The sequence below is a fragment of the Sphingomonas colocasiae genome, assembly GCF_019880585.1.
GTDB lineage: Bacteria > Pseudomonadota > Alphaproteobacteria > Sphingomonadales > Sphingomonadaceae > Sphingobium_A > Sphingobium_A colocasiae.
Window position 1 is genome coordinate 70,516 of sequence record NZ_JAINVV010000003.1, and the last position, 26,352, is coordinate 96,867.

Below are 26,352 nucleotides of genomic sequence, written 5' to 3' on the forward strand. Positions count from 1 at the left end.
CGACTCAGCGCTTGCCGGGCTTGGCGGGCGCGGCGGGATTGACCGGCTGGCCCGGCGTGACCTTCTGCAAGCCGTCGACGATGACGCGATCGCCCGCCTTCAGCCCTTCGCGGATCACCCATTTGTCGCCCTGGAGTTCGCCGAGCTTCACGGGTCTCGCAACCGCGACATTCTTGTCGCCGACGACGATCACGCTCGCCCCCTCGGTCGAGACCTTCACCGCGCGCTGCGGCACCATGATGCCGTTGGGCCTGACGCCCGCCTCCAGCCGCGCACGGACGAACTGGCCGGGCAGCAGAAGCTGACCGGGATTGGCGAATTCGGCGCGGAGCGCGGCGGTGCCGGTCTGTTCGTTGATGGAAAGATCGAGGAAATCGAGGTGGCCGACGAGCGGCGAGACACTGCCGTCCTCCAGCACCAGTTTCACTTCCACCCGGCCGAGCGCCGGAAGCGCGAGCTTGCCCGAAGACATGTCGCGGCGCACCGCGAGAAGATCGGAGCTGGACTGGGAGAAGTTCACATAGATGCGATCGATCTGTTCGATCGTCGTGAGCAACGTGCCGCCCGCGGCGCTGACCAACGCGCCTTCGGTCACCTGGGCGCGGCCGACGCGGCCGGAGATCGGCGCGGTCACCGTTGTGTAACCCAGGCTGAGCCTCGCGGAATCGAGTTGAGCGCGCGCCTGAGCGACGTCGGCCTGGGCCGTGCGCAGTCGGGCGACCGCCGCGTCATATTCCTGCTTGCTGATCGCCTGGTCCGCGATCAGCCCCTGATAGCGCTGCACGTCCTGCTGTGCGTTGGCGGCCGTCGCCTGCGCGCGGGCGAGTTGCGCCTGCACCGCGTTAAGGCCGGCGCGAAGCTCGCGCGGGTCGACCTGGAAGAGCGGCTTGCCGGCGGCGACGTCGCTCCCCTCTTCATAGAGACGCGCCTGGACGATGCCGTCGACCCGCGCACGCACTTCCGACGTCCGATAGGCCTGGACACGGCCGGGAAGCTCGATGACGTTGGGAACCGACTGGGGCTGGATCGTGACCGTCGTCACCTGCGGCGGTGGCGGCGCGGGTGGCGCCTCCTGTCCGCAAGACGCGAGAACTGTCGCGGCAAGCAGGCCTGCCACGATCCGGATCGGGAAAAAACGCTTCATCATACTTCCCCTGTCAGCGCGCCACACGATGCTGCGTCGCAACAAGAATGGACGTGCGCTTTAGTGTAATGTACATTACAGTCAATGACGAACATGATCCAACAGATATTTTCATGAACGCTGCCGCGCCCTCGCCCGCCGACAGCCGCCGCGAAGGTCGGCGGCTGGCGATCATCGAGGCGGCCGAATCGCTGTTCCTGGAGCGCGGCTATGAACGGACCAGCCTGGCCGCGATCATCGAGCGATCGGGCGGATCGCTGGCGACGGTCTATGAACTGTTCGGCAACAAGCAGGGGCTGCTGCGCGCGGTCGTCGAAGGGCAGAAGCACCAGAGCGGCATCGATCTATGCCGGATGGAGGATGCCGCCGATACCGGGGTGAGCACCGCCGGGCTGCTGATGCGCTACGCGCACGAACTCTACGAACATATGATGCAGCAGCGCGTGATCGAACTGATGCGCGTCATCATCGTCGAATCGATGCGCGATCCGGAATTCGCGCGCGCCTTCCATCAGGATTTCCATGTTCCGGTCGTCCAGGAAATGGCGGACATCTTCGCGCGGTGGACTCGCGAGGGACGTGCCGATATCGACCGCCCCGAAGCGGCGGCCGAGCTTTTCCTGGCCACGATCATCAGCGACGCGCAGCTCCGTGCGATGACGGCGATCGCCCCGCCGCCGCTGGTCGAAGCCGGCCTGGACTGGCGCCTGGCGCCGTTTCTCAGTCATTTTCGCTTCCGCTGACGGCGATCTGCCCGAATTCAGCTCCTGTCCTGCCGCTGCAGGCTTCCGGCCAACGCGTTCGATAGAGCGTTGGCGAGCGAGTGCGAGCTGTAAGGCTTGCGGAGCATATCGAAATCGGGCGCGCTCGTCCCGATGATCTCCTCGCTGTAGCCGCTGGCCAGCAGCACAGGCAGATCGGGGCATAGTTCGCGCGCCGCACGCGCCAGCGCGATCCCGCTGCGACCCGGCATGACGATGTCGGAGAACAACAGGTCCGGTGGCGAGGATTGCAACAACGGCAGCGCGACTTCAGCCGATTCGGCCGCGACGACGCGGCAGCCGATCTCCTTGAGCAGAGCTTCCGCGAACGATCGAACCTGATCATTGTCCTCGACGAGGAGCACAGTTTTGCCGCATGCCGTGGGCGCGACGTCGCTTCGCTCCACCGGCGCACGCGAAACCTTAAGGGTACGCGGCAGGATCAGGCTGACGCTTGTCCCCTCCCCCGGTGCCGAGGATATCGTCGCCCGTCCGCCCGATTGCGCCGCAAAACCGTGGATCTGCGACAGGCCAAGCCCCGTGCCCTTGCCGATCGGCTTGGTGGTGAAGAAGGGTTCGAACGCGCGCGAAGCGATCTCGCTCTCCATGCCGTCGCCGGTGTCCGTCACGTCGATGCAGACGCATTCGCCAAGTTCGGTGTCGATATGATTGCGTGTCGACAGCGTCAGACTTCCGCCTTTCGGCATCTCATCGCGTGCATTGAAAGCGGCATTGAGCAACGCGGTTTCGAGTTGCGCCGAATCGACCTCGATCGACCAGAGCCCCGGCGACAGCGACAGATGAATGTCGATCGATGCGCCGAGTGTTCGCGAGAGGATCTCACCCAGGGCGTCGAGCCGCAAATTGGGTTCGATGACCTCCGGCCTCAATGCCTGGCGTCGACCGAAGGCCAGCAAATGACTGGTCAACGTCGATGCCCGGTCGGCGGTTTCGATGATCGCCTCCACATAACGGCGGCGTTTGTCGGCCGGCAGGGCGTCGTTCGCGAGCAGTTCGGCCGATCCCCGGATCACCGTCATCAGATTGTTGAAATCATGGGCGATCCCGCCGGTCAGCTCGCCGAGCGCCTGAAGCTTCTGCGCCTGGAACAGGCTTTCCCGGCTTTCGGTCAACGCCTGTTGCGCCTGGCGTCGCTCGGTGATGTCGCGCGTGATCTTCGCGAAGCCGATATGCCGGCCGGCTTCGTCGCGAATGGGATCGATGACGACATGGGCGAAGAAACGCGTGCCGTCCTTGCGGACACGCCATGCCTCCGCTTCGTATTTTCCGGTGTCCAGCGCGGTTGCCAGCGCGCGTGCCGGCTCGCCCGCGGCCCGGTCCTCGACGGTATAGAAGCGGGAGAAATGATCGCCGACGATCTCCTCCGCCGCATATCCCTTGATCAGTTCGGCGCCCGCGTTCCAGTTGCTCACCCGCCCGTCGGGATCGAGCATGTAGATCGCATAGTCGCGAACGCCCTGAACCAGACGACGGAACTGCCGTTCGCTTTCGAAAAGCGCGCGCTCGGTCTCCCGTCGCTCGGTCACGTCGCGGGTGATCTTCGCGAAGCCCAGCAATTGCCCCGAATCGTCCCGGATGGCGTCGAGAACGGCGCTGGCCCAGAAACGTGTTCCATCCTTGCGCACGCGCCAACCTTCGCTTTCGAAGCGTCCGACGGATGCCGCGATGTCGAGCGCATGCTGCGGAACGCCGGCTTCGCGATCCTCTGCCGTGAAAAATCGGGAAAAGCTCAGGCCGACAATCTCGTCGGCTTCATATCCTTTGAAACGACGCGCGCCCGCATTCCAGGAAATGACGATACCCTGTGGATCGAGCATGTAGATCGCATAATCGGTGACGGCGTTGACGAGCAGCGCGAAACGCTGCTCCGAAAGCTCGGGTGCCTTATCCGGCTTCTGTGCCATCACTGCCCTTGTTCGGTCGCCCCCACGCGGCCTAGTGTGGATTTAAGGCGGTTTCGACGCCACATGCAATATCCACGAGCCGAAAATATTGAAACTGCTCGATTAATTTCCGACATCTCCACCCGATACGCGGTCCGGCCCGATATCGGCAGGATCGTTTCGTAGGTGATTTGTCGACAAGGTCGATTGAGCCCCGTCCATTGAAGGGCTAGCGAAATGCCATGAGCGATCTTTCGAAGCTGATCCAGCCGGACAAGGGGCAGCCCGCCCGCACCATCCATCTCGTCGATGCCAAGGGCTATGAGGACTGGGTGAAGGCGCAGCCACCGCGCCATCGCGCGGCGATCGAGGCGCAGCGGCTGAAGCCCACGGGCTTCGCCAGTGCGATCCTGCCGGGAGACAAGCCGGAAGACTGGTCGGTGGTCGGCATCGTCGCGAACGTGGCCGCGCTTTCGCCCTGGTGCCTCGCCCGGCTGGCCGAAACGCTTCCCGAGGGGAATTATCGATTGGCTGATGGCGAGCCCGGTCCGGCGATGCTCGGCTGGCTGACCGGCCAATACCGTTTCGACCGCTATCGCAAGGACGAGAAGAACACGGGCCCGCGCGTGCTGCTGACCGGCGACGTGGCGCGGATCGCCGAGACGGTCCGTATCGCGGCCGCCACCGCGCTCGTCCGCGATCTGGTCAATACCGCCGCCGCCGACCTGGGGCCGGCCGAATTGCAGCATGCGACCGAGGGGGTGGCCAAGGCGCATGGCGCCACGATCACGGTCGTGAAGGGGCATGATCTCGAGAGCGGTTATCCGATGGTCCATGCTGTCGGCAAGGCAGCGGACAAGACGCACGCACCCCGCCTGATCGAGCTGGAATGGGGCAATCCCGCGCATCCGCGTGTCGCGATCGTCGGCAAGGGCGTGTGTTTCGACAGCGGCGGCCTGGATATCAAGCCCAGTGCGGGCATGCGGCTGATGAAGAAGGATATGGGCGGCGCGGCGCATGCGCTGGCGCTGGCGCAACTCGTGATGGAACAGCGCCTGCCCGTGCGCCTTCACCTGCTGATCCCCGCAGTGGAGAACGCGATATCGGGCAACGCCTTCCGCCCCGGCGACGTGCTGCGCAGCCGCAAGGGCCTGTCGGTCGAGATCGCCAATACCGATGCCGAGGGACGATTGATCCTGGGCGACGCACTGGCGCGGGCATCGGAACAGTCCCCTGCCCTGATCGTCGATTTCGCGACGCTGACGGGCGCCGCGCGCGTCGCGCTCGGGCCCGATCTGCCCGCGCTCTTCGCCAATGACGATACGCTTGCCGATGCTTTGCTCTCCGCCGGTATGGCCGAAGACGATCCGCTTTGGCGCCTGCCGCTGTGGCCCGGCTATGCCGATATGCTGAAATCGGACATTGCCGACCTGAACAACGCGCCCGATGGCGGCTTCGCGGGATCGGTGACGGCGGCGATGTTCCTGGAGCGTTTCGTGCCGAAGGAAACGCCCTGGGCGCATTTCGACACCTTCGCCTGGCGCCCCGCCACAAAGCCCGGGCGCCCCAAGGGTGGCGATGCGCTTGGGCTGCGTGCCGCATGGGCGATGCTGAAGGCGCGCTACGCCTGATCGCGAGGGCCGCGGAAACCGCAATATTCGCGATACCCTGCGACAAAAGCGCGACAAGCCTGAAACCGCAGCGCCACTAGCGCGTTATGCCATGACGTAGCCGTTCCGATCGGCGCGACTGGCAGAGCGAGGTGACAGCTCCGTGGTTTACGAAGCAATTCTGACAAGCTGGATGAGGACGCTGACGGACTATGTCCGCTCAGGCGAACCCGATCTGACCAATCGACAAATGGCGCTTTTGCTGGTGGTCTATCTAAAGCCGGGGCCACATACGGTGCGTGGACTTGCGCGCATTCTCAACGTCTCGAAACCCGTTGTGACGCGCGCCTTGAATAAACTGGGGTCGCTCGGCTATTTGCGCCGCCAGCGCGATGACGCGGACCGCCGCAACATCTTCGTCGCGCAGACGCGTGAAGGGACAGAATTTCTTGAAGGCTTCGGTGAACTCATCGACAACACAAGCGGAGCGCGCCCACGCGAAGCCGTGTGACAGGTTCGGCCTGACCGGCCCATCCGTCGTCCTCGACCGCCGGATCAATGCCGTGCGCGGCGATATCGCCGACATCGCGCTGGCCGGTATCCTGTTCGCCCCACATTATGCCTGCCCGATGGCGCGACGCTGCGCCGTTCCGTCCGTGCCCGTTCGCGATCGCGCGAGTGAGCACGGCGCGCAGATATCCGAACTGATTTTCGGCGAATCATTCGACGTGCTGGACATCAGCGGCGGCTGGGCATGGGGTTATAGCGCGGCAGACCATTATGTCGGCTATGTGCCGGAAGATGCGCTTGCGCCTCCCCTTGAAGGATCGTGGCGCGTCGCCGTGCCCGAGGCGCGGTCCGATGCCGGTGAAACACTCTTCATGGGATCGCGGATCGACGGCATCGTCGACGGCGACCTTCTGACCAGTGCGGCCGGCGCCGTCGCGCTCGACGATCTTGCCGGCCCGGACGCGGTTTTCGATCCGGTATCCTTGGCCGAGCTGTTCCTGGGCGCTCCCTATCTTCTCGGCGGACGCACGGTGCGCGGCATTGATTGCTCCGGGCTTGTCCAGATCGCCTATGGCATGGCGGGTATCCCTCTGCCGCGAGACAGCGACCTTCAGGCGGCGACTGGAACCCCATTGGCGGAGGGCGAAGCGCGTCGGCGCGGCGACCTGGCCTTTTTCCCCGGCCATGTCGGGATGATGATCGACGGAGAACGCATGATCCACGCGACCGCGCATAGCGGCAACGTCACCATCGAACCGCTTGCGGATGTCGAGGCGCGCACCACCGCGGCTCAGGTGCGGCGGCCATGACGCGCGTCTTCATCGACGGTGCGGCGGGAACGACGGGCCTTGAAATCCGCGAACGGCTGGCGGGTCGCGACGATCTTTCGGTCATCGTCCTGTCCGATGCCGATCGCAAGGATGCGGCCGCCCGGCGCGGCGCGCTCAACGAAGCAGACGCGGTGATCCTCTGCCTGCCCGACGATGCGGCGCGCGAGGCGGTGTCGCTGATCGAGAATCCCGACGTGCGCGTCATCGACGCCTCGACCGCGCATCGCACCACCGATGGCTGGGCCTATGGCTTTGCCGAGATCGAGCCGGAACGCCGCACGGAGCTGTCGGGCGCCAGGCGCATCTCCAATCCCGGCTGCTATCCCACCGGCTTCCTGGCGCTGGTGCGGCCGCTGGTGCGTGCCGGCCTGATCCCGGGGGACTGGCCGTTCACGGTGAACGCCACGTCCGGCTATTCGGGTGGCGGCAAGTCGATGATCGCCGCCTTCGAAGATGCCGGCGCGCCCGATGCGACCGACACCGCGTTCCGCATCTATGCCCTCGGCTTGGGGCACAAGCATGTCGCGGAAATGCAGGTTCAGGGCGGCCTTGCCCATCCGCCGCTGTTCATGCCGGCGGTCGCGCGGACGTATCGCGGCATGCTCGTCGAAGTTCCGTTGCAGTTGCGCGCCATGGCGAATGCGCCGAGTGCCGCCGCGCTGCGCGATGCGCTGGCGGAAGCCTATGCGGGCAGCCGCCTGGTTTCGGTGCACCGGGGTGACGATCCGTCGCTGCTGATGCTGGAACGCACGGCCGGAACCGATCGCCTGGAACTGTTCGTCTTCGCCAATGAAGCGGCGGGCCAGGTCCGCCTCGTCGCGGCGCTCGACAATCTCGGCAAGGGTGCGGGGGGTGCTGCCGTCCAGAATCTCAATCTGGCGGTGGGCCTGGACGAATATGCGGGGCTGCGCCTTTAGTGGATCATATCCGACAAAAGCATCCGCTTCTGACGGAGGTCCGATCCACTCAGACCACTAGCGGGATCGATATTGCGTTGACGACAGTTTAGGCGCAGCCTTCCCCCGGGAGAAAAAAGGGGGATGCCATGAATGAAGCCGCCATGGCCGCGCCGACATGGTTCTGGATCGTCGTCGCCGTCTTCATCCTGTGGGGCCTGATGGGCTGCTGGGCCTGTTACAGCCAGTTGACCATCACGCCCGAGAAGCTCGCCGCCTTGCCCGACGCGCAACGCGATGCGTGGACGGCGCAGCCCGGCCTGGTCAAATTCGCCTATGTCGTTGCGGTCGGCGCGGGACTTGCCGGTGCGCTGCTCCTCGCCGCACGCATGGATGCGGCGCGATGGGCATTCGTTGTGTCGCTGATCGCGGTGGTCATCCAGTTCGGCTGGTTTTTCGGCCCTTATCGCGGCGGCCAGAAGCTCGGCTGGGGAACAGCCGGCTTCCCGCTGTTCATCGTCGCCATGTGCGTGATCCAGATCTGGTTCACCTGCTTCGCCGCCGCAAGGGGCTGGATCGGCTGACCCCGAACACGGCACGGCCGCAGATCGTTACATCTCGCCCTTGGCGCGACGCAGCGCATACCATTTCTGCACATTGGCGTTGTGCTGCGACAGCGTCTCGGCGAAGACATGGCCGCCGCTGCCGTCCGCCACGAAATAGAGCGCCCGGCTCTGTTCGGGATCGAGCACCGCCGCGATCGATTCGGCGCCGGGATTGGCGATCGGCCCCGCCGGGAGGCCCGCCATCGCATAGGTGTTGTAGCCGTTCTGGGCATTGAGTTCGGACCGCAGGATCCGCCGGCCCAGCGGCTTGCCCTTGGTGACCGGATAGATCACCGTCGGATCGGCCTGAAGCTTCATGCCGGTGCGCAGGCGGTTGCTGTAGACCGAAGCGACCATGCGCCGCTCGCTCGGAACGCCGGTTTCCTTCTCGACGATCGACGCCAGGATGATCGCCTCGCGCGGGCTGGAAACCGCACTGGTCGGCTTGCGCGCCGCCCAAAGCGCGTCGAGCTTCTTCGTCATCGCGGCCTGCATGCGCTTGAGCACCGCGGCTCGCGGTTCTCCGCGTTCGAAACTGTACGAATCGGGCAGCACCGATCCTTCGGCGGGTATTTCGACCGTCCCGGTCAGCAGCTTCTCCGCCATCAGCTTTTCATGGACGAGGATCGAAGGCATGCCTTCGGGCACCGTCACGAAGCGCTGCAGCGTCTTGCCGCCCTGAAGCATCTTGAGCACGTCTGACGCGCTCATGCCCTTGGGTATGCGATATTCGCCCGACTGGATCGGCGCGTCGTCCCCCAGCAGCTTCGCGAAGGTCAGGAACAGGTCGGCCGAACGGATGGCGCCCGCCTGTTCCAGCGTCCGCGCCGCGCCGGTCAGCGAAGAACCGTCCTTGATGACGACGGTCATGTTCTGCTCGGCCGGGCCGGGGCCGCCCCAGGTCCGCAGCACATAAAGTGCCGAGAGCCCAAGAGCGGCGGCAACGATCAGGCCGAGGCAGCCGGCCTTGCGCATCGGATCAGACCGCCCGCATCACCAGGCTGGCGTTGGTGCCGCCAAAGCCGAAGCTGTTGTTGAGGATCGCCTTCACCGCCCGTTCCTTCGCGACATGCGGCACGAGGTCGACGCCGTCGCAGCCGTCGCTGGGATTGTCGAGATTGAGCGTCGGCGGAACGATCTGATCACGGATCGCGAGGATGCCGAAGATCGATTCGACTGCGCCGGCGCCGCCGAGCAGATGGCCGATCGCCGACTTGGTCGAGCTCATCGACAGGCCGGCGATATCGGCGCCGAACAGACGCCTGACCGCACCGAGCTCAAGTTCGTCGCCAAGCGGCGTCGAAGTGCCGTGCGCATTGATATAGTCGATGTCCGCGAGCGACAGGCCGGACTTGCGCATCGCCATCTCCATCGATCGATAGGCGCCCGAACCCTCGGGATGCGGGGCCGTCACGTGATAGGCGTCGCCGGACAGGCCGTAGCCGAGCACTTCGGCATAGATCTTCGCGCCGCGCGCCTTGGCGTGCTCATATTCCTCGAGGCAGACGATGCCCGCGCCCTCGCCCATCACGAAACCGTCGCGATCCTTGTCCCAGGGACGGCTGGCGCGGGTCGGCTCATCGTTGAAATTGGTCGAAAGCGCACGGGCCTGCGCGAAACCGGCAATGCCGAGCGGGCAAAGCGCGCCTTCGGCGCCACCCGCGAGCATGATGTCCGCATCGTCCATCGCGATCATCCGCGCCGCATCGCCGATCGCATGCGCGCCGGTCGAGCAGGCGGTGACGACCGCGTGGTTCGGCCCCATCAGCCCGTATTTGATCTGCACCTGTCCGGTGATCAGGTTGATCAGCCGGCCGTGGACGAAATGCGGGCTGACGCGGCGCGGGCCCTTTTCGTGCAGGACGATCGATTCTTCCTCTATGCCCGGAAGTCCGCCGATGCCCGAACCGATCGAGCAGCCGGCCCGATAGCGCTGCGCTTCGGTCAGATCGGCGAGTCCGGCATCTTCATAGGCCTGGCCGGCCGCATCGATGCCATAGACGATGAAGGGATCGACCTGACGCTGGACCTTGTGGTCGACACGCTTGGCAGGATCGAAGCCATATTCATGATCGGCGGGTTTCACCTCGCACGCGATCCGGCAGGCATAGTCGGTCGCGTCGAAACGCGTGATCTGGCCTGCGCCGGACTTGCCCGCGATCAGGTTTCTCCAGACGGTTTCGACTTCCGCCCCCAGCGGCGTCACGAGGCCAAGTCCGGTTACGACGACGCGGCGCATAGTCTCACTCCGATAGAAATTCCAACGCAAAACGGCTCCCCGGCCCTGATGAACCCGGGTCGGGAAGCCGCTTCCATATCATTTGGCGGCCGAGTGGCCAGCCGATCAGCCCTTGTTGGCGTCGATATAGGAGATCGCGTCCTTGACGGTCGAGATCTTCTCGGCCGCGTCATCGGGGATCTCGACGCCGAATTCTTCCTCGAAGGCCATCACGAGCTCGACGATATCAAGGCTGTCCGCGCCCAGATCGTCGATGAAGCTCGCGTCTTCGGTCACTTTCTCGGCCTCGACGCCGAGATGTTCGACGACGATCTTCTTCACGCGGTCGGCGGTCTCGCTCATGAGGTCTTCCTTTTCTTAATGGGTGTTCAGCTTCACGACGCACCTAATGTGCCGTCGCGCCGCTGGCAAGAGGGCCACGGAACTGGTTCGGGCGGGCCGCCAATTCACAAGGAATTTTGCGCCGCAGAACCAAAGAAAAAAAGCGATATCGGGGGAATGGGCGCAAGATTGTTGTTCCCTTGCACCCCGATCGCCCGATCAGAGCATCGCCATCCCGCCATTGACGTGCAGCGTCTGCCCGGTGACGTACGATGCTTCCCGGCTGGCGAGATAGACCACGGCGGCCCCGATATCGTCGCCTTCGCCCAGCTTGCCCGCCGGAATCCGGCCGAGCAGAGCCTCTTTCTGCGCGTCCGGCAGCACATCGGTCATCGCCGAGCGGATGAAGCCGGGCGCAACGCAATTGACGGTGATGCCACGGCTCGCGAGCTCCTGGGCCAGCGCCTTGGACATGCCGACAAGGCCGGCCTTGGAGGCCGCATAATTGGCCTGCCCCGGATTTCCGGTCGCGCCGACCACCGAGGTGATCGAGACGATCCGGCCGAACCGCGCCTTCATCATCGGCTTGGCGGCGGCACGGGCAAGGCGGAACGCAGCTTCCAGATTGACGCGGATCACCGTGTCCCATTCCTCGTCCTTCATCCGCATCGCGAGATTGTCGCGCGTGACGCCGGCATTGTTGACCAGGATATCGAGCTGACCGAGCGCTTCGACGGCGCGTGGGACAAGCCCGTCGACCGCCGCGCCATCGGCCAGGTTGCAATCGAGCGCGACATGGTCGCCGCCCAGTTCGGCGCGGAACGCCTCCAGTTTTTCGACATTGGAGCCCGACAACGCCAGCCGCGCGCCCTGCGCCGCCAAAGCCCTGGCCACCGCGGATCCGATTCCCCCCGAAGCGCCGGTCACCAGCGCGGTCATCCCTGTCAGATCGAACATGACTTCATTCCCTTCACGTCATGCCGGCGAAAGCCGGCATCTTGCGTGCCCTTCGAGATGCCGGCTTTCGCCGGCATGGCGCTCGACAAGGGCCTTACAGCGTTTTCAGCAGCGCCTCGATATCGTCCATCGAAACCAGGCTGGCAGCCTCGACTTCGCGGGCGGCGCTGCGCTTGACCATGGGGCCGAGCACCTTGCCGCCGAATTCGACGAACTGAACGACGCCTGCGGCCTCCATCGCCAGCACCGATTCGCGCCAGCGCACGCGCCCCGTCACCTGCTCCACCAGCAATCCGCGAATGGTGTCCGGATCGGCGGCCGGCGCGGCGGTGACGTTCGCGAACACCGGAACCAGCGGCGCACGGATCGCGGCATTGGCCAGCGCTTCCGCCATCGCGTCGGCGGCGGGCTGCATCAGCGGGCAATGGAAGGGCGCGGAAACGGGCAGCAGGATGCCGCGCTTGATACCGTGATCCTTGACCAGCGCCACCGCGCGATCGATCGCACCCTTGTGGCCGGAGATCACGACCTGGCCGGGATCATTGTCGTTCGCGACGGTGCAGATCTCGCCTTCGGCCGCGGCTTCGGCAAGCGCCTGGCCCTTGTCGATATCGGCGCCGAGCAGCGCGGCCATCGCGCCCTCGCCCACCGGCACGGCAGCCTGCATCGCCTGCCCGCGCAGCTTGAGCAGGCGCGCGGTGGTGGCGAGATCGAACGCGTCCGCGGCGCACAGCGCGCTATATTCGCCCAGGCTGTGCCCCGCGACGAAATCGGCCTTGTCGGCAAGGCGGACGCCGCCTTCGCGTTCGAGCACGCGCAAGGTGGCGATCGCGTTCGCCATGATCGCGGGCTGCGCATTCTCGGTGAGCGTCAGCTGATCCTCGGGCCCTTCGGTCATCAGCCGGAACAGATTCTGCCCCAGCGCCTCGTCGACCTCCTGAAACACCTCTCGAGCAGCGGGACTCGCATCGGCCAGCGCCTTGCCCATGCCGACGGCCTGACTGCCCTGTCCCGGAAAAATGAACGCCTTCATGGCCAATTCTGCTCCTGTTACAATTCGCGACACAAATCTGATTGGCGCGGAAAATAGGTTGCGGCAGGACCTAGAGAGAGGAAAGACGGCACGCAAGCCGCATGAATTTCATTTCCCGTTCAGGCGGAAACGGAGTCTATCCACGGGTGCGCAGCAAGCTGATCCTTTCATTGAGCCTCGCCTCGCTGGTCGCGGGATGTGCGGCCGGGCCCGATTATCGGCCCGCGGCTCCCGCCGAGCTCGGGGTTCCCCAGAACTATAGCCAGGGCGGCGGCACGCAGTTGTCGCCGGAAGCCATGGCGACCTGGTGGACCCAATTGGGCGACCCCACGCTCGATGCGCTGGTCGAACGCGCGGTTTCGGCCAATCTCGACCTTGCCCATGCGACGGCGCGGCTCCGGCAGGCGCGGGAAGCGCTGGTGCAGGCGCGGGCCGGGCTGTTGCCGACACTCGATGCCTCCAGCGGCGCGGGGCGCAATTTCAGCAGCCCTGGCACCGATCGCAGCAGTTTCTCGCTCGGCGGCGACGCGGCGTGGGAGGTCGACATCTTCGGCGGCATCGGCCGTTCGATCGAGGCGGCGCGCGCCGATGCGGAGGGCGCGGGTTATGACCTCGCCAATGTCCGCGTCGCGATCGTCGCCGAAGTCGCGACCAATTATATCCAGGCGCGCCTGGCGCAGGAGCAGTTGCGCATCGCCCGCGAAACCCTGTCGAACGACAGCGAGAATCTCGACATCGCCGGCTGGCGCGTGCAGGCCGGACTCGTCTCGTCGCTCGATCAGGAACAGGCGCGCGCGCAGCGAGCCAGGACGGCGGCGTCGATCCCGAACATCGAAGTCCAGTATCGCGGCGCTCTCAACCGGATCGCCGTGCTGACCGGCGAGGCGCCGGGCGCCGCGACCGCCGCGCTCGAGGCAACCGCTCCGATCCCGTCCGCGCCAGACGCCATCGCGACCGGCATTCCAGCCGACACGCTGCGCCAGCGCCCCGATGTGCGGGCCGCGGAACGCACGCTCGCCGCCGCAACCGCTCGGATCGGCGTTGCCGAGGCGGATCTGCTGCCCTCGCTTCGGATCACGGGCAATATCGGCACCAACGCCTTCTCGCTCGGCGGGCTGTTCGATACCGTCACCGGCGGGCTCTTCGCCAGCATCGCCCAATCGGTGTTCGATGGAGGGCGGCGGCGCGCGGCGGTGCGCTCGCAACAGGCGGCGGCGGACGCCGCCTTCGCTTCGTACAAGCAGACCGTGCTGACCTCCCTCGAGGATGTCGAGAACGGGATCAACGCGTTCGGTTCGGCCGGCACACGCATGGGCGAATTCGCGACGGCGCTCGATGCCGCGAACAACTCGGCGATCCTGGCGCGCAGCCAGTATCGCGCCGGCCTCACCGATTTCCAGACGCTTCTGCAGACCGAGCAATCCCTGCTTTCGGCCCGCAACAGTCTGGCCTCCAGCCGCGCCGACAAGGCGCTGGCGGTTGTTCAACTCTATCGCGCGCTTGGCGGCGGATGGCAAAGCATGGACGGAATTGCCCGATGAACGATACCACGACCACCGCCGGCCTCGACGATTTCCTGGGAGTCCAGCCGGGCAAGCCCTGGCGCAAATGGGCCGTACGCGGCGGCGCGCTGGCGCTGCTCGTCATCCTCGTGCTGCTGGTCGCGCGCTGCTTCGGCGGCAGCGAGGAACCCAATTATACGACCCGCGAGGCGCGCAAGGGCGATCTGACCGTCACCGTTTCCGCGACAGGCAATCTGAAACCGATCAATCAGGTGGATGTCGGCTCCGAGCAATCGGGCCTGATCACCGAAGTCTATGTCGACGTGAACGACCGGGTCACCAAAGGCCAGTTGCTCGCGATACTCGATCCCGCACGGTTGAACGACGCGGTGACGCAGAGCCGTTCGCAGCTTTCCGCGTCGCAGGCCGGCGTCGCCCAGGCGGAAGCGCAGGAAGCGCTGGCGCGCGCCACGCTCGCCCGCCAGGAGGAGGTTTTCAGGCTGTCCGGCGGCAAGGTGCCGTCCAGGACCGAGCTCGACACCGCGCGCGCCAATTTCCGTCAGGCGCTGGCCCAGGTGCGCTCGGCCGAGGCGCAGGTCGAAGTTTCGCGCGCGCAGCTTTCTTCAGCCCAGTTCAATCTCAGCCGCGCCCGGATCGTCTCCCCGGTCAACGGCGTCGTGCTGTCGCGCGATATCGAGCCGGGCCAGACGGTGGCGGCATCGTTCAACGCGCCTGTGCTGTTCACCATCGCCGAGAATCTGCAGCAGATGGAAGTGGAGGTTTCGGTCGACGAAGCCGATGTCGGCCAGGTCAAGGACGGGCAGGAAGCGACCTTCACCGTCGACGCCTTCCCCGGCCGCCACTTCCCCGGCCGGATCACACGCGTCAATGTCGGCTCCAACGCCGCGAGCAGCAGCAGTTCGTCATCCTCTTCGTCGGCGGCATCGTCCAGCACGGGCACGGTGGTCGCCTATACCGCCGTCCTGTCGGTCCAGAATCCCGACGAGACGTTGCGGCCGGGCATGACAGCGACCGCCGATATCGTCACCAAACAGCTCCAGAACGTCCTGCTCGTTCCCAATTCGGCACTGCGCTTCAATCCGCAACAGGCCGGCGGCAACCAGCGCGGCGGCATCACCAGCCAGATCGTTCCCGGCCCCCGCCGCTTCGGCAATCGTGCCACGCGCGAAGTCAGCTTCGGGGCCGGAAGCCGGCAGACCGTCTATGTGGTGGGCGACGACGGCAAGCCCAAGGCGATCAACGTCGTCATCGGCGACAGCGACGGCAACCGGACGGTCATCACCGGCGGCGACCTCAAGGAGGGGATGAAGGTCATCACCGGCCAGCTCGCAGCCGGGCAGCAGGCACCGGAGGCGGATCGCGGCGATGGCGAAGGGCGTGGCGGCGGCAAGCGCGGCGGCCGGGATGCCCCGGCCAACGGCGCGGCGCCCGCGACCGTACCGTCATCGGGCACCGCCGGTGCCGGTGCGCCGGCCGGCGCCAGCACGACCTCGCCACGCGACAGCGGCGGCGTCGAGGCACCCGCAAATGGCGAACGGGAGCCACGCCGCCAGCGCGAACAGTCCGGCGGAGCGGCCGCGCCCAATGGCCAATGATCCGATCATCCGCCTGCGCGGGGTCACCAAGACCTATGGCAGCGGCCCGACCGCCTTCCAGGCGCTGAAAGGCGTCGATCTCGACATCCAGCGTGGTGATTTCGTCGCGGTTATGGGCCCTTCGGGTTCCGGCAAGTCGACGACGATGAACATCCTCGGCTGCCTGGACGTGCCGAGCGGGGGATCCTTCGAGTTTAAGGGACACCGCGTCGAATCGCTCGATCGCGACCAGCGCGCGCTGCTGCGCCGCCGCTATCTGGGTTTCGTCTTCCAGGGCTTCAACCTGCTCAGCCGCACCACCGCGCTCGAGAATGTCGAACTGCCCCTGCTCTATCGCGGCGAGGACAAGAAGGCGCGCTACGATGCGGGCATGGCCGCGCTCGACAAGGTCGGGCTGAAACCCTGGTGGGATCATACCCCGGCCGAACTGTCGGGCGGGCAGCAGCAGCGCGTCGCGATCGCGCGCGCGATCGTTACCCACCCGGACGTGCTGCTGGCCGACGAGCCGACCGGCAATCTCGACAGCGAGCGATCGGTCGAGATCATGGAATTGCTGACGGACCTCAATCTCAACAGCGGCATCACCGTGTTGATGGTGACGCACGAGCCCGACATGGCGGCCTTCGCGCGCACCATCGTCCATTTCAAGGATGGGCTGGTCGAACGGATCGAAAAGGGAAAGCGGTCATGATCCTCGGCACCACCGTCACCCTCGCCTTTCGCGCGATCCTGCGCCACAAGCTGCGCTCCTTCCTGACGACCCTGGGCATCATCATCGGCGTGGCGGCGGTCGTCACCATGACGACATTGGGCAATGGCGCGACCGCGGCGGTTCGCGAACAGATCGCAAGCCTGGGTGCCAACATCCTGCAGCTTCGCCCCGGCCAAGGCTTCGGCCGTGGCGGCGGCGGGCCGCGACCGCCCGATTTCAAGCCCGAGGACGTGACCGCGATCGCCAACCAGATCGCGGGTGTCCGCGCCGTGGCGCCCCAGGCGCAGACATCGGGTACCGCGATCTACGAAGGCAATAACTGGTCGACGACGATCAACGGCACCACCGCCTCCTATTTCGAAGCGCAGCAATGGGCGCTGGAATCGGGCCGCTTGTTCATGCCCGAGGAGGAGGAAGCCGGAAAACCGGTCTGCATCATCGGCAGCACGCTCAGGCGCAACCTGTTCAAGCAGGACGATCCGCTCGGTCAGCGCTTCCGGATCAAGGGCATCAGTTGCCAGGTGATCGGCGTGCTGACAACACGCGGCCAGGGCGGCTTCGGCCAGGACCAGGACGATGTGGCGGTGATGCCGATCAAGTTCGTCCAGCGACGCTTCACCGGCAATCGCGACCTGGGGCTGATCATGGTCGCCGTCGACGATGCCTATGATACGTCCGTCGTGCAGGCATCGCTGGAAGGGCTGATGCGCGAACGGCGTCGCATCAAGCCCGGCGACCAGGACAATTTCAACGTGTTCGATACCAAGCAGATCTCGGACACGCTGACGGGCACGACGACGATCCTGACCCAGATCGTCGCGGCGGTGGCCGCGATCTCCCTGCTGGTGGGCGGCATCGGCATCATGAACATCATGCTGGTTTCGGTGACAGAGCGCACGCGCGAGATCGGCATCCGCCTCGCCATCGGCGCCGTCGCCAGCGAAGTGCTGCTTCAGTTCCTGGTCGAGGCGATCGTGCTGTCGTGCCTGGGCGGATTGATCGGCATGTTCATCGCGCTGATCGCCTCGATCGCGATCGCACCGCTGATGCAGGTGCCCTTCATCTTCGACGTGAAGATCAACCTGCTTGCCGTTCTTTTCTCAGCCGCGATCGGTGTGGTGTTCGGCTATTTTCCGGCGCGCCGGGCCGCGCAACTCAATCCGATCGACGCGCTTCGGCACGAATGAGGAGCGATTCGCTGCCGAAACGACAATCGGCCTTCGACGGCCATTTTTGAGGCAGAGTGGAATTCGCCAGCCTTTCCAATCGGCTGATCGCTTCGATCATCCCGCTTCGGCACGGAAGCCCCCAAGTCCCACGCGGAAAAACTTGCGATTTGAAGCGTTTTTGGGCAAGTTAATCGAGGTTAGCCGGTGATGTGGTTTACCGGTTTTCGGGCGGGCGGCCCTTGTCGGGATGGGTCGAAGCCTTGCGAATGTGGTTTAGGGGTTAGGGAATGATCCGATCAGAACTCGTCCAGCGGCTCGCCGACGAAAATCCCGATCTTTCGGTCAAGGATGTGGAGCGCATCGTCGATGTGTTCTTCGACGAGATCACCGCGCGCCTGGCGGAAGGCGGACGCGTCGAGCTTCGCGGCTTCGGCGCCTTTTCGACGCGCGCGCGCACGGCCCGTGTCGGCCGCAATCCGCGTACCGGCGAGTCGGTGGACGTCGACGCGAAACGCGTCCCCTATTTCAAGCCGGGCAAGGAAATGCGCGAGCGCCTGAACGTCTAACGGGACCAGATGGACAGGCGTCCGTGCGTGGTTTCGTCGGGACGCTCTGACCTGCGTCATCCCGCATGTGCGGGGATCCAGCTTTTGCGCGAAGCATCGGAAAAAAGAAGCATCGGAAAAAAGAAGCCGGATTGACCCAGGGGCGACGAGGCCTCCCGCTTTCACGCGAATGCCGACCTGGGGGCCCTGCATCGAGAGGGCCCTGCATCGAGAGGGCCCTGTATCGAGTTTTCGCAGCGGCATGGCCGACTGCCGCCCTCAATTCTTCAGCCGGTATCCCGTCCTGAACATCCAGCCGACCACGGCCAGGCAGATCAGCAGGAACGCAAAGACCGCGGCCAGGCTGATCTCGATCGCGACGTCGCCCTTGCCGAAGAACGTCCAGCGAAAGCCGCTGATCAGATAGACGACGGGGTTGAAGAGCGTCACCGTACGCCACGCCGCAGGCAGCATGTCGATCGAATAAAAGGCGCCGCCGAGGAATGTCATCGGCATCACCACCAGCATCGGCACGACCTGAAGCTGTTCGAAGCTCTGCGCCCAGATGCCGAGGATGAAGCCGAACAAGCAGAAAGTGACCGCCATCAGCAGCATGAACGCCATCATCGCCAGCGGATGCGCGACCTGTACATCGACGAACAGGTGCGCCGTCGCGAAGATGATCGAGGCGATGACGATCGATTTGGTCGCCGCCGCGCCGACATAGGCGACGACGGTCTCGAAGGCAGAAACCGGCGCGGAGAGCAATTCGTAGATCGTTCCGGACCATTTGGGCATGTAGATGCCGAAGCTGGCGTTGAAGATGCTTTCCGTGAACATCGTCAGCATCATCAGCCCCGGCACGATGAACGCGCCATAGGGAATGCCGCCGATCTCCGTCATCCGCGATCCGATCGCCGATCCGAACACGATGAAATAGAGCGAGGTGGTGATGACCGGCGTGATCAGGCTGGTCAGCACTGTTCGCCCGAAGCGCGCGACCTCGAACTTGTAGATCGCCCAGACGCTGTGGAGATTGAACGCCATCACTTGCTCCCCGCGCCATCATGGACGAGGCTCACGAAGATTTCCTCCAGCGAGCTCTGGCGTGTGTTGAGATCCTTGAAACCGATGCCTAGGTCGCTCATCCGCCGCAGCAGCGACGGAATGCCCGTGCGCTCGTCATGCGTGTCGAACACATATTCGAGCTCGTGCCCGTCATCCTTGAGCTCCAGCGTCCAGTCCGCCAGTCCCTCGGGCAACGCGGTCATCTGTTCGGACAGGTTGAGCGTCAGCGTCTTCTTGCCGAGCTTCTTCATCAGCGCGGTCTTTTCCTCGACCAGGATCAGCTCGCCCTTGCTGATCACCCCCACCCGATCGGCCATTTCCTCGGCCTCCTCGATATAATGGGTGGTCAGGATGATGGTGACGCCGCTCTGGCGCAGTTCGTGGACCAGCCCCCACATGTCGCGACGGAGCTCAACATCGACGCCGGCGGTCGGCTCGTCGAGGAACAGGATTTCGGGCTCGTGGCTCAGCGCCTTGGCGATCATCACGCGGCGCTTCATGCCGCCCGACAATTCCATGATCTTGGACTTGCGCTTGTCCCACAGCGACAGGTCGCGCAGGATCTTCTCGATATAGGCCGGGTTCGGCGCCTTGCCGAACAACCCCCGCGAAAAGCTGACGGTGGCGAGCACCGTCTCGAACGCGTCGGTGTGCAGTTCCTGCGGCACCAGCCCGATCTTTGTGCGCGCGGCGCGATAGTCGCGCACGATATCGTGGCCATCGGCGGTCACCATGCCCGAACTTGGCCGCACGATCCCGCAGATGATGCTGATGAGCGTGGTCTTGCCGGCCCCATTGGGGCCAAGCAAGGCGAAGATCTCGCCTTTGCGAATCTCCAGATCCACGCGCTTCAGCGCCTGGTGGCCGGATTTGTAAGTCTTGGTGAGATCCGAGATCGAGATGATCGGCTGCATGGATCGAATATCTAGGCGCACGCCCGGCCGACTGCAACGATCCAGACATGATGCCATGCGCAATCCGCGATCAGATGATCAATGCTGCTCCGGCTGATGCGGGGAGGTTTGGCCTTCCAGCCACGGATCCCGGGTCGCGGCTCGCCACGCGGTCAGCCGCGAAGCCAGGGCCTCGCGTTCGGCGCGCCGATCCGCCCGCTCGGCAAGGTTGACCACCTCGTCGCGGTCGCGCGAAAGATCGTAGAATTCGCGCGCCGGGCGCTGGAGATAGGCCGCCTGGCTGCGCCGTCCGATCCGGATGCCGGGATCCGACACGATCGCCTTCCAGCTTTCGGAGCCTGCCACGTCGCCCGCGACCGGATAGGGCAATTGCCAGGCGAGATTTTCGATATAGCTGCGCGTGCGCGTGCGGATCGCCCGCATCGGATAATATTGATTGATCTCGTGGAACTCGTGGCTGGCGAAGATCTCATCCCAGCCGGGCGCGCCACGCTGACCCAGCAGCGGCAACAGCGAGCGCCCGGGAAGCGGCTGCCTGGGCCCCGCCGCCCCCGTCCACGCCAGGATCGTCGGCGCGATGTCGATCCAGCTCACCATCGCGTCGCACACCGCCCCGCCCCCCGCGCCCGGCGCATGCACGATCAGCGGCAGATGCAGCCCCGGATCGTAGAGATTGGTCTTGGCGCCCGGAAAGGGCCGGCCATTGTCGCTCAGGAAGATGATCAGCGTATCGTCGCCATGCCCGGTCTTTTCCAGCATGGCGCGCAACATGCCGACGCCCTGATCGAGGCGGCTGATCGATTCATAATATTGCGCAAGATCGGCGCGAACCTGCGGCAGATCGGGCAGATGCGACGGCACCGTCACGCGCGCCGGATCGTAACGAACCTCCTCGACACGGGGCCAGGGTCGGTCGTTTCCGAAATTGACGGGCGCGCGATGCGGATCGCTATAGCCGATGGTGACGAAGAAGGGCTTGTCTCCGGCGGCGCGGACGAACTGTTCGGTCGCATCGGCGATCAGCGCGACGTCCCGGATGCCCGATTTCTCGGGCGCGAGCTCCGCATCATAGGGAAAGGCCGCATCCGGACGGACATGCTTCTTGCCGACCAGCGCGGTCGCATATCCCGACGCCTTGAGCAGCGCGGGCAAGGTTTCCACACCGTCCTTCAGAGACTGGTTGTGAACGTCATGCGCCAATCCGTACATGCCGTTCTGGTGGGTGTAGAGGCCGGTATAGAGCGTGGCCCGGCTCGGGCTGCACGACGATACGGCGGCATAGCCATGGTCGAAGCGCGTGCCCTCTCCCGCCAGCGCATCGAGATGCGGCGTCTTCACCGCGACGCCCAGGCTGCCAAGGTCGAGCCCCTGATCGTCGCTCACCACCAGCAGCACATTGCGCCTGCGCGCACGATCAAGGCCGGCCGCATGCCCCCGCCCCGCCTGAGCCAGGCCCAGCATCGCGCCCGCCCCAAGGCCCAGGACATCCCTGCGCTTCATATCCATGCCTTCTTCTCCATGACGCCGGGCCGCGACCGGCCCGGCGTTCGCGATCAGAACCGATACACCGCCGTCGCCTGGAAGGAGCGTCCGAAGTTGGAGCGCGCGATGACCGATCCACCGGTGGTGCCGATGATCCGCGCATTGCCCTCGGTCAACGCCAGCGTGTTGGTGAGGTTGTTGACCGTCACCTGCAGTTCGAACGGATCGACCTTCAGCGCGGCGCCCAGATCGATCGTGTCATAGGCGGGCAGCTTCTGGAGGTTCTGGATATCGGAGAAGCGCGCGCCGACATGGGTATAGGCGCCGAACAGCGTCAGATCGCCGCCATCGAACGGGATCATGTAGCTGGGCCCGATCCGTGCCTGGAAGCTCGGCTGGCGCGGCACCCGATAGCCGTTCTGGACGCCATTGGCGACGCCGGCGTCGATATCGCGGAACCGCGCGCGGAAGGCGGTGGCATTGAAGTTGATCGCCAGGTTGCGCGTCGGCCGCAGCGCGCCTTCGAGTTCGGCGCCCCAGGTCCGCGATCCGGCGACGGCGATCACGGTGGTGATCGCGCCCGTGGTCGGGTTCACCACCTGCTGCGAATAGGTCTGCCCTTCGAAGTCGTTGCGGAACAGCGTCAGCGACGCATCCAGGAACCGCTGCGCAGTCTTGAAGCCCAGCTCATACTGCTTGACCTTCTGCACGGTGCGGAAACCGCCGTAAATCTCGTCGAAGGTCGGGAAGCGGAAGCCGGAATTGATCCGCACGAAGGTGGTGAGGCGCGGCGTGATATAATAGTTCGCGCCCGCCGTGTAGGAGAACTGCGTCTTCGAATATTCATAGGCGCGGGTCTGCCCGGTGAGCACGGACACGGCATTGTTGTAGACCGTCAGCAGGTTGTTATCGAGATTGACGTTCGAGGCGAGCCCGACCGAACCACTCGTCTTGTAATGTTCCACGCGCACGCCGGCATCGACGCGCAGCGCATCGCTCACTTCCCATTCGTCGGCGATGAAGCCGGCGATGTTCGTGCCGTCGAAACTGTCGCTGAAATTGTTGGTGGCATAGCCCGTGAAGCCGTTCTGGGTGATCTGTGCGCCATTGTCGAGCGCCACATCGATACGGCGGGCATTGGGTTCGAAGGCCAGCAGCGCATTGTTGCCCTGGTACCAGAGGTCGCTGATCGAATGCGTCGCGAAATAGGATCCGATGGTGAAATTATGCTGTCCGAAGGTCCGGCTGATGCGCAGATCGTTGGTGAAGGTTTCGACATGTTTGTCGATCGACCAGAAGCCGGCGACGATCACCGGCTGGCTGCCGTCGGTGATCGCGGCGCCGGTGGAGGTGAAGCGCGCCGTGCCCGAGGTCGCGAGACCGGCGGTCGCGACGATCCCGGGGGTCGCGTTGATGGCGGTCACCCGCCCCGCGATATAGGCGCTGAGCGTCGTCGGAACAGCGCTGGTGAAGATCGCGCGCGTATCCGCCGTGCCCGTCAGATACCCGATCTTGTTGCTGATGCGCCAATCGCCGGGCGTGAAATCGAAGCTGCCGCCGAACTGGGTGAGCTTGATGGTGCGCCCGTCCGAGAAATCCCGGTTGATCGTTCCCGGCGTGGCGCCCGGCGTCACCTGGAAGGTCAGCAAACGGGTATCCTCGCCGGCCAGCGCATCCTTGCGCTGATCGAAGAAGGGATAAACGCTCAGTTTTCCGCTCGCGGAGGACAGCAACGGCGCCCCTGAGAAGAAGACATTCGAGTCCTTCACGCGGCGCGCCCACACCGTCACCTCGCCGTCCGCGAAGCGATGAGTGAGCGTCGCGCTGATCTGCCCGCCGTCATCGGCGCGGAACTGGGTATCGCGCAGGCCGTCGCTGACGCGGTAGAAACCACCGACCGTCGCGTACCAGCCTTCGCCGATCTTCCCGCCCAGGAAACCGTCGAACCGATAAAGGCCTTCGGCGCCGACCGTGACGCGCGCACTTCCCTCCGGAACGTCCTTGCCCTTCTTCTGGATGAAGTTGAGCGTGATGCCCGGCTGGCCGTTGGAGAAGATCGGGCTGGGGCCGCCACGCAGCACTTCCGTGCGTTCGACGGTGTCGTCGACGCGGAACAGGCTGAAGCTTTCGATGAAGCCCAGGGTATTGGGCGGAAACAAGGTGGTGCCGTCGAGCTGGACGGTGGAGAATTGCCCACCGCCGTTCATCGGGAAACCGCGCACGCCGACGCGCAGGCCCGCGACGCCGCCCGAGGATTCGATATAGGTACCCGGCACCGTCTTGAGCACGTCCGCCGTGCTCAGCGGCGTGATGCGCTGCAGGTCTTCGGCGGTGACGGTCGTGATCGAGAAGCCGGCATCCAGCCGGCGCAGGCCGTTCGACCGCGCCGTACCGGTGACAACGATATCATTCGCGGCGGAGTCATCGCCGCCCTGATCGTCGGTGGAGGCGGCCTGTTGCGACTGGCCGGCTCCGGCGGCGCCATCATCCTCGGCATAGGCCGGCGCCGTCATCAGGACTGAAGCCGCGGAGGCCAGCAACACTGTGCGCATGTTGAAAATCATCGGTGGTTTTCCTTTCCCTGCATATCTCGTTTTCATGTGTCTTCGCCCCGAAATCAGTCCCTGACCGCCGGCGCGGTCCGCCTTTCACCCAGCATCCGATGCATCAGCACCAGCAGCAGCCCGAGCAGCAGCGCGGGAACGACCACGAGCTGAAAGGCGGTAGCGCCACCCAGCGCGGCGAATACCCGGCCCGTCACCAGAGAGCCGGTGGTGCCGCCGAGCGCGGAAAAGACGATGATCAGCCCGGTCATCGCCGCATGCCGTTCACGTGGCAGCGACGACAGGATCGTCGAGTTGATCGTCGGATAGATCGGCGCCAGGAACAGCCCGATCAGCGGCATCGCATAGGTTGCGAGCGGCGCGTTGAACCATGTCATGTCCGGATTCGGCAACGATCGCGCGGCGATCGGCATGACGATCAGAACAACCGCCAGAATGCCCGCGATGCACCCCAGCAGCACCGGCAGCCCGCCGGCGACGCGAACCAGCCCACCTGCGCCCAGCCGGCCGAGCGCGAGCGCCGCGGCGAACAGGCTCGCCGCCTGCACGCTCATCGCCGTCGGCAGATGCAACACTTCGGCATTGAATGTCGGCAGCCAGGTGCCCACGCCCTGCTCGATCAGCACATAGAGGAATGCCGAGAAGACGAACACGAACACCGCCGGGCGCGCGACCAGCGCCATCATCGCCCGCATATCCTGGATCGGACCCGACGACGCCGGATCGACGGCACCCCGTTCGTCGAAGGGGCTGGCCGCAAGCAGCGCCATATTGGCGAGCGCGACGGCGAAGAGGATCCAATAGACATCGAGCCAGCCCGTCCCCGACGGATCGGCGGGATCGATAAAGGCGGCGAACAGCCAATAACCGCCGAGCACGCCAACCATGAACAGCCCTTCGATCAGGTTGGTGAGCGCGGCGTGAGAACGCCGGTCGTCTGTCACCAGCCCGATCGTCGCATAGGTCGAGGTCTTGACGAGCGCGAACGCCACCCCGGTGAGCAGGAACATCAGCTTGGTCGTGGCGAACGATGGGATCAGCGGCATCGCCAGCGCACCCGCCGCGACCAGGCACAGCCCCGCGATCATCGCGCGACGATAACCGAACCGCGGCAATATCGCTGCGACGGCGAGAGAAACGATCGCGATCGGCAGATCCTTGAAGGCTTCGAGGATCGCGGCTTCGGTCTTGGCGATGCCGAAGCTCAGCATGGCCTGAAGGATCACGGTGCCGACGCTGTTCAACAGGATCGCGAAATTCGCGTAGGTGAGGATCAGCGCAAGCGCGACCCGCCGGCGTTGCGCGCGTATCGCCATCTCAGCGGGCATGATAATCCTCCAGCCGGAAATCGGCGATGGAGGGAATGACGCGATCCGCGTCCGAAAGCACCTGCGGATCGCCAATGCCGATCGCGAACATGCCGGCGGCATGGATCGCCGCGACACCGGCCGGCGCGTCCTCGACGCCCAAACACCTGTCCGCTGACAGGTCGAGCTGGCGGGCAGCGGCCAGGAAGATGTCGGGCGCCGGCTTGCCGTGCGGGACAGACGCCGGGTCCACGACGATATCGAACAGATCGGCGATGCCCAGGCGATCGATCAGCGCGGGCGCGTTCCGGCTGGCCGAGCACAGGGCGCTGCGTAGACCGGCATCACGTACCGCGCACAACGCTTCGCGCGCGCCGGGGAACAGATCGGCGGGGCCATAGGCCTGGATCGCGTCGAGATACCATCCGTTCTTGCGGCTCGCCAGCGCGTCGCGGCTTTCCGGATCGACCGAAAGGCCGCCATGGCGAAGAAGCAGATCGAGCGATCCCATGCGATCGACGCCCTTCAGCGCCTCGTTCGTCGCTTCGTCGAAAGGCACGCCCAGTTCATCGGCCAGTCTTTTCCACGCCGCATAATGGGCGTGGGCGGTGTCGGTCAGCACACCGTCCAGGTCGAACAGGACCGCGGAGATGGGGGGCACTT

The 26,352-nt window shown here is 65.0% G+C and carries 24 protein-coding genes; 11 read left to right on the forward strand and 13 right to left on the reverse strand.

Annotation, left to right across the window (positions count from 1 at the left end; translation table 11 throughout):
• Positions 1–4: 4 nt before the first annotated feature.
• A complete protein-coding gene (locus tag K7G82_RS04070) occupies positions 5–1,144 on the reverse strand; it encodes an efflux RND transporter periplasmic adaptor subunit (protein WP_222988573.1) in 1,140 nt (379 codons plus the stop codon).
• Between the two features lie 113 nt (positions 1,145–1,257).
• On the opposite strand from K7G82_RS04070, the gene K7G82_RS04075 reads away from it, so the two are divergent.
• On the forward strand, positions 1,258–1,887 hold the full coding sequence (locus K7G82_RS04075; RefSeq protein ID WP_222988574.1) for a TetR/AcrR family transcriptional regulator: 630 nt from the start codon (positions 1,258–1,260) through the stop codon (positions 1,885–1,887).
• A gap of 17 nt (positions 1,888–1,904) precedes the next feature.
• Here K7G82_RS04075 and K7G82_RS04080 read toward each other — a convergent pair whose 3' ends face one another.
• Positions 1,905–3,830, reverse strand: coding sequence for a hybrid sensor histidine kinase/response regulator (locus K7G82_RS04080; protein WP_222988575.1), 1,926 nt, complete (start codon positions 3,828–3,830; stop codon positions 1,905–1,907).
• A 221-nt stretch (positions 3,831–4,051) separates the two neighbouring features.
• On the opposite strand from K7G82_RS04080, the gene K7G82_RS04085 reads away from it, so the two are divergent.
• The 5 genes from K7G82_RS04085 to K7G82_RS04105 all read left to right on the forward strand — a co-directional run bounded on the left by K7G82_RS04085 (position 4,052) and on the right by K7G82_RS04105 (position 8,239).
• A complete protein-coding gene (locus tag K7G82_RS04085; protein WP_222988576.1) occupies positions 4,052–5,440 on the forward strand; it encodes a leucyl aminopeptidase family protein in 1,389 nt (462 codons plus the stop codon).
• 172 nt (positions 5,441–5,612) lie between these two features.
• Complete coding sequence (locus K7G82_RS04090; RefSeq protein ID WP_222988577.1) at positions 5,613–5,930, forward strand: MarR family transcriptional regulator; 318 nt, start codon at positions 5,613–5,615, stop codon at positions 5,928–5,930.
• A 52-nt stretch (positions 5,931–5,982) separates the two neighbouring features.
• Positions 5,983–6,738 carry a C40 family peptidase gene (locus K7G82_RS04095; protein ID WP_343228525.1) on the forward strand — a complete coding sequence of 252 codons (756 nt, stop codon included), beginning with the start codon at positions 5,983–5,985 and terminating at the stop codon, positions 6,736–6,738.
• On the forward strand, positions 6,735–7,676 hold the full coding sequence (gene argC, locus K7G82_RS04100) for an N-acetyl-gamma-glutamyl-phosphate reductase (protein WP_222988579.1): 942 nt from the start codon (positions 6,735–6,737) through the stop codon (positions 7,674–7,676). Before K7G82_RS04095 ends, argC begins: the two co-directional genes overlap by 4 nt.
• Before the next feature lie 128 nt (positions 7,677–7,804).
• Complete coding sequence (locus K7G82_RS04105; RefSeq protein ID WP_246623258.1) at positions 7,805–8,239, forward strand: hypothetical protein; 435 nt, start codon at positions 7,805–7,807, stop codon at positions 8,237–8,239.
• A 27-nt stretch (positions 8,240–8,266) separates the two neighbouring features.
• On the opposite strand, the gene mltG is transcribed toward K7G82_RS04105, so the two are convergent.
• The 5 genes from mltG to fabD all read right to left on the reverse strand — a co-directional run bounded on the left by mltG (position 8,267) and on the right by fabD (position 12,810).
• Positions 8,267–9,235, reverse strand: a complete 969-nt coding sequence (mltG, locus tag K7G82_RS04110) for an endolytic transglycosylase MltG (protein ID WP_222988580.1) — start codon at positions 9,233–9,235, stop codon at positions 8,267–8,269.
• Positions 9,236–9,239: 4 nt separating this feature from the next.
• A complete protein-coding gene (gene fabF / locus K7G82_RS04115) occupies positions 9,240–10,499 on the reverse strand; it encodes a beta-ketoacyl-ACP synthase II (protein ID WP_222988581.1) in 1,260 nt (419 codons plus the stop codon).
• Positions 10,500–10,604: 105 nt separating this feature from the next.
• A complete protein-coding gene (locus K7G82_RS04120; RefSeq protein WP_222988582.1) occupies positions 10,605–10,841 on the reverse strand; it encodes an acyl carrier protein in 237 nt (78 codons plus the stop codon).
• 198 nt (positions 10,842–11,039) lie between these two features.
• Positions 11,040–11,777: a 3-oxoacyl-[acyl-carrier-protein] reductase gene (gene fabG / locus K7G82_RS04125; protein WP_222988583.1), complete on the reverse strand. Its 738-nt coding sequence runs from the start codon at positions 11,775–11,777 to the stop codon at positions 11,040–11,042.
• Between the two features lie 94 nt (positions 11,778–11,871).
• Positions 11,872–12,810, reverse strand: a complete 939-nt coding sequence (gene fabD, locus K7G82_RS04130; protein ID WP_222988584.1) for an ACP S-malonyltransferase — start codon at positions 12,808–12,810, stop codon at positions 11,872–11,874.
• Positions 12,811–12,956: 146 nt separating this feature from the next.
• Between fabD and K7G82_RS04135 the strand changes: the two genes are divergently transcribed.
• From K7G82_RS04135 to K7G82_RS04155, 5 genes are all read left to right on the forward strand, one after another.
• A complete protein-coding gene (locus tag K7G82_RS04135) occupies positions 12,957–14,351 on the forward strand; it encodes an efflux transporter outer membrane subunit (protein ID WP_343228526.1) in 1,395 nt (464 codons plus the stop codon).
• Entirely contained in the window at positions 14,348–15,928 is a 1,581-nt protein-coding gene (locus tag K7G82_RS04140) for an efflux RND transporter periplasmic adaptor subunit (RefSeq protein ID WP_222988586.1), read from the forward strand. The genes K7G82_RS04135 and K7G82_RS04140 overlap by 4 nt, the downstream gene beginning before the upstream one ends.
• Complete coding sequence (locus K7G82_RS04145; RefSeq protein ID WP_222988587.1) at positions 15,918–16,619, forward strand: ABC transporter ATP-binding protein; 702 nt, start codon at positions 15,918–15,920, stop codon at positions 16,617–16,619. Before K7G82_RS04140 ends, K7G82_RS04145 begins: the two co-directional genes overlap by 11 nt.
• Positions 16,619–17,827, forward strand: a complete 1,209-nt coding sequence (locus K7G82_RS04150) for an ABC transporter permease (protein ID WP_222989010.1) — start codon at positions 16,619–16,621, stop codon at positions 17,825–17,827. The genes K7G82_RS04145 and K7G82_RS04150 overlap by 1 nt, the downstream gene beginning before the upstream one ends.
• 269 nt (positions 17,828–18,096) lie before the next feature.
• Positions 18,097–18,375, forward strand: a complete 279-nt coding sequence (locus K7G82_RS04155; RefSeq protein ID WP_222988588.1) for an integration host factor subunit beta — start codon at positions 18,097–18,099, stop codon at positions 18,373–18,375.
• A 258-nt stretch (positions 18,376–18,633) separates the two neighbouring features.
• Here the strand turns inward: K7G82_RS04155 and K7G82_RS04160 are convergent, their stop codons facing one another.
• From K7G82_RS04160 to pgmB, 6 genes are all read right to left on the reverse strand, one after another.
• Positions 18,634–19,401 (reverse strand): ABC transporter permease, encoded by a 768-nt coding sequence (locus tag K7G82_RS04160; RefSeq protein WP_246623260.1) that lies wholly within the window; start codon positions 19,399–19,401, stop codon positions 18,634–18,636.
• Positions 19,401–20,336 (reverse strand): ABC transporter ATP-binding protein, encoded by a 936-nt coding sequence (locus K7G82_RS04165; RefSeq protein WP_222988590.1) that lies wholly within the window; start codon positions 20,334–20,336, stop codon positions 19,401–19,403. The genes K7G82_RS04160 and K7G82_RS04165 overlap by 1 nt, the downstream gene beginning before the upstream one ends.
• Before the next feature lie 78 nt (positions 20,337–20,414).
• The gene (locus K7G82_RS04170) at positions 20,415–21,842 is read right to left on the reverse strand and encodes a sulfatase family protein (RefSeq protein WP_222988591.1); all 1,428 of its coding nucleotides are present in this window, start codon (positions 21,840–21,842) and stop codon (positions 20,415–20,417) included.
• Positions 21,843–21,889: 47 nt separating this feature from the next.
• Positions 21,890–24,370 (reverse strand): TonB-dependent receptor, encoded by a 2,481-nt coding sequence (locus K7G82_RS04175; protein ID WP_222988592.1) that lies wholly within the window; start codon positions 24,368–24,370, stop codon positions 21,890–21,892.
• A 65-nt stretch (positions 24,371–24,435) separates the two neighbouring features.
• Positions 24,436–25,710: an MFS transporter gene (locus K7G82_RS04180; RefSeq protein ID WP_246623261.1), complete on the reverse strand. Its 1,275-nt coding sequence runs from the start codon at positions 25,708–25,710 to the stop codon at positions 24,436–24,438.
• A complete protein-coding gene (pgmB, locus tag K7G82_RS04185) occupies positions 25,700–26,350 on the reverse strand; it encodes a beta-phosphoglucomutase (protein ID WP_343228527.1) in 651 nt (216 codons plus the stop codon). The genes K7G82_RS04180 and pgmB overlap by 11 nt, the downstream gene beginning before the upstream one ends.
• Positions 26,351–26,352: the final 2 nt, after the last annotated feature.